This is a genomic window from Agathobaculum ammoniilyticum, assembly GCF_025567315.1.
In the GTDB taxonomy this organism is placed as follows: Bacteria; Bacillota; Clostridia; order Oscillospirales; family Butyricicoccaceae; genus Agathobaculum; species Agathobaculum ammoniilyticum.
Window position 1 is genome coordinate 1 of record NZ_JAOQJE010000039.1, and the last position, 3,196, is coordinate 3,196.

Sequence of the window (3,196 nt, forward strand, 5' to 3'; positions counted from 1 at the left end):
GCTGGCTCCGCCGGCCTGCTGGACGACGTCAACTCCGGCCTGGAGCAGGGCCTGCCGCGTCAGTACGCCGCGCAGATGATCGCAAATACGCTGGACACCAACCGCGTGAAGTGGTCCACCGATTCCGACTCCTTTGACGATATCCTCAACGGCGGCGTCAAGGAGACTGTCGGCTCCGCTTACATGGGCCTGTCCTACGACTACGGCACCCTGATCAAGATCTCCACGGATTCTCTGGAGATTCAGCTTGACAGCACATATTCGTCTGACAACTACCATAGTGGTAGTGGCACGGTTTCTTTCTCCAAGGTAGGCACGGATTACTCCAGCCTGCTGGGCCAGAAGGTCAAGGTCATGTTCAAGGATGGCAAGACCAACAATGTCCTCGGCGTTTACGCGATCTCGGACAATACGGTTTACACCACCTACATGAATGCGACTGAGAAGGACGGCTCCAAGATCAAGTTCGGCGGCTCCTCCTACTCAGTTGACGACGTGGATGAGATCAGCACTATCATTGATGGCGCGACTGCTGAAAATAAGACGCTGGATTATTTCGACGATACCGCTGCAAATAAGGTATCCATGAATAAGGTTGTCTTTGTCGATACCGACAGCAATAACAAGATCGACACCGCGATCATCACCACCTACACCGGCGGCCAGGTAACTTATGTTGGCTCCGATAAGATCACCTTTGATGGCAAGTCCTACGAGTTTGAGGATGAAAACATCGACGAGGAAATCGTGAAGGACGACTATGCGGTTATGTCTGAGAACCTCTACGAGGACTGCAAGGACATCGTCCGCGCGGACATCCTGACCACCGAGCTGACCGGCTACAAGGAAAAGGATGGCTACGTTCAGTACGAGCTGGATGGCACTTGGTACAACATGGCTTCCGAGGATACCGATGTCTCCACCGGTGATACGGTTAAGGCCTATGTCTTCAACGGCGTTGTACTCGATCTTGACACCGATGACGGCGACGGCTCGTTCCCGAGCGATGTAGCCGTAGTGATCGGCAAGGGTACCAGCGGCCTGGACGGCGATCAGGCTAAGATCCGCTTCTTTGACGGTTCCACCAAGACGGTTACCATGTCTGACGACAGCGTTTCCCTCACTGTTGGCACCGCTTACAAGATTTCCGGTTCTGATTCGGATACCAAGTTCGAAAACCTTACTCTGAACGACAAGTACAACGGCTACAAGTACATTTCTAACATGGCCAACGCACAGGGCGGCAGCGTTGACGAAATCGCCAGCACCAAGATTGCTGACGATGCTGCGATCATTCTGTACACCACTGCGGGCCGCTCCAAGCAGATCACCGGCAAGCAGTTCAAGTCCCTGGCTGACGACGCTTTCACCACCACTAATGCGGCGACCGCGGTATTCACCAAGGAAACCGACGGCCTGACCCGCGTCAAGATGGCGGCGGTCAAGGTGCAGAGCACCGATCTGGTCGGCGAGTCCAGCGATAACTATGCTTACATTGTCACCGGCGGCAGCCAGGCGGCAGGCGGCGATGTCAAGTATACCATCTGGACCGGCTCTGAGAATGTGACTGTTACGGAGGATACCTCCTACAGCAAGAATGCCCGCGCTAAGGGTACGCTGATCGGCTATTCCGAAATCGATGCGGATGGCTACATCAACGATGTTAAGGTTTACGGTACGATCAAGGACGCGAAGGACGCCTCCGGCTCCCTGAACACGACCGACCTGTACCGTGGCGGCAATGAGGCCAATGTTTCCGGCTACATTGCAATCGATGGTGCGCAGTTCAATGTTACTGCTGATACCACCGTACTGATGGTAGACTCCAAGGCTGACAGCGACAAGGCAATCGGCCTGAACTACACCTACGGCGACAAGCTGCCGCAGGGCTCCAAGTACAAGGATGGCGGCGTTGACAAGTATCTGGTCAATGCGTTCTGGATCATGGACGAGGCCGGCAGCGACGACAAGGATATCGACGTTCTGGTCATCGACTCCACCGGCGCGTTCGACGGCTTTGAGCTGGATGATGTGAATGCGCCCAAGCTGACCGCTGTGAAGACTTCCGGCGATGCATCGACCACAAAGGGTACGGAGGCAACTCTGAAGTACACCTTGACTGCTTCCAACTATGCAGCAGATGCAGCCGATGTTACTACCTCTATCAATTCTGAGGATAACGTCAACATTACTGCTTCTGGCGATGGTACCTTTGCTGTAAAGAATAACGGCACGCAGGAAATCACTGTAACAGTTGGTACTTCCACCGCAATCGGCACGTATAATATTCAGATCAAGGCGGGCAATACTGTTCTGCTGACAGATACCTTTGAGGTTACTGCAAAGCCGGTTGCCACTCTGAATGCTGTTACTGCAAGCGACAGCACCACAACGTTTACCGAAGCTGGTAAGGTCAAGGCTGGTGTACTGGATACCATCGTTGGCAAGCTCAAGACAAATGAAACCACTAATGTGACGGCTTCGTTTAAAATTGTGGCTAACGATCGTCCGAGCGCAGATACCTCTGTTTACACTCCGGTTGCAGGTGAAAAGGTTACAATCACCGCTACCTTTACTCCGGATGCAGACTACGCAATTACTGCTACCGCAGCTCCGACTCTGGCAGGCACGAATGCTGATGCTGACTCGTTCAGTGTAACGAATGGTATTGCAACTGCAACTTATACGTTCACTGTTGTAGCGTAATTTTTTCACAACAAAAAGAGAAAACCCCCTCTTTCGAGGGGGTTTTCCCTTTTCATTTTAAGGCGATATAGACGTATTTTATATCTTTGGCATTTATCCGTGACTTGTCGCCGGGGCTGTTCAGACGAAAGCCGGTTTGCGTAAGCAGGCAATAGTCCGGTTGTTCAGACTCCTCGACCGGAAACGCAAGGAACTGATAGGTGTAACCGGTGGAACCGGTCATTCCGTCCGCGCGCATGATAAACACCATTTTGGGAGCAAAGCCCAGCGTTATCTCGCGGGGATACACACCATCGCCTGTGTAGGTGCCGAAATACAGGTCGCTTCGCCGCATCAGGTTTGCGTCCAACTCATCGGACAGCATTTCTTCTGTAATCGTGTCCCCGAACGTGTCCACCACGATGCCCTCCACACGCGCCTCCAGCCGCGAAGCCTCGTCGCAGATTCCGTTCACCGCCTGCCGCAGCTCCTCCGGACTGCTGTCGAACCG

The 3,196-nt window shown here is 53.4% G+C and carries 2 protein-coding genes; one reads left to right on the forward strand and one right to left on the reverse strand.

What is annotated here, in order from left to right:
- Window positions 1–2,706, forward strand: a 2,706-nt coding sequence (locus tag OCV66_RS15390; protein ID WP_262564900.1) for a hypothetical protein, incomplete at its 5' end; no start/stop codon positions are given.
- 52 nt (window positions 2,707–2,758) lie between these two features.
- Here OCV66_RS15390 and OCV66_RS15395 read toward each other — a convergent pair.
- The coding region (locus OCV66_RS15395; RefSeq protein ID WP_262564902.1) for a hypothetical protein at window positions 2,759–3,196 on the reverse strand (438 nt) is incomplete at its 5' end.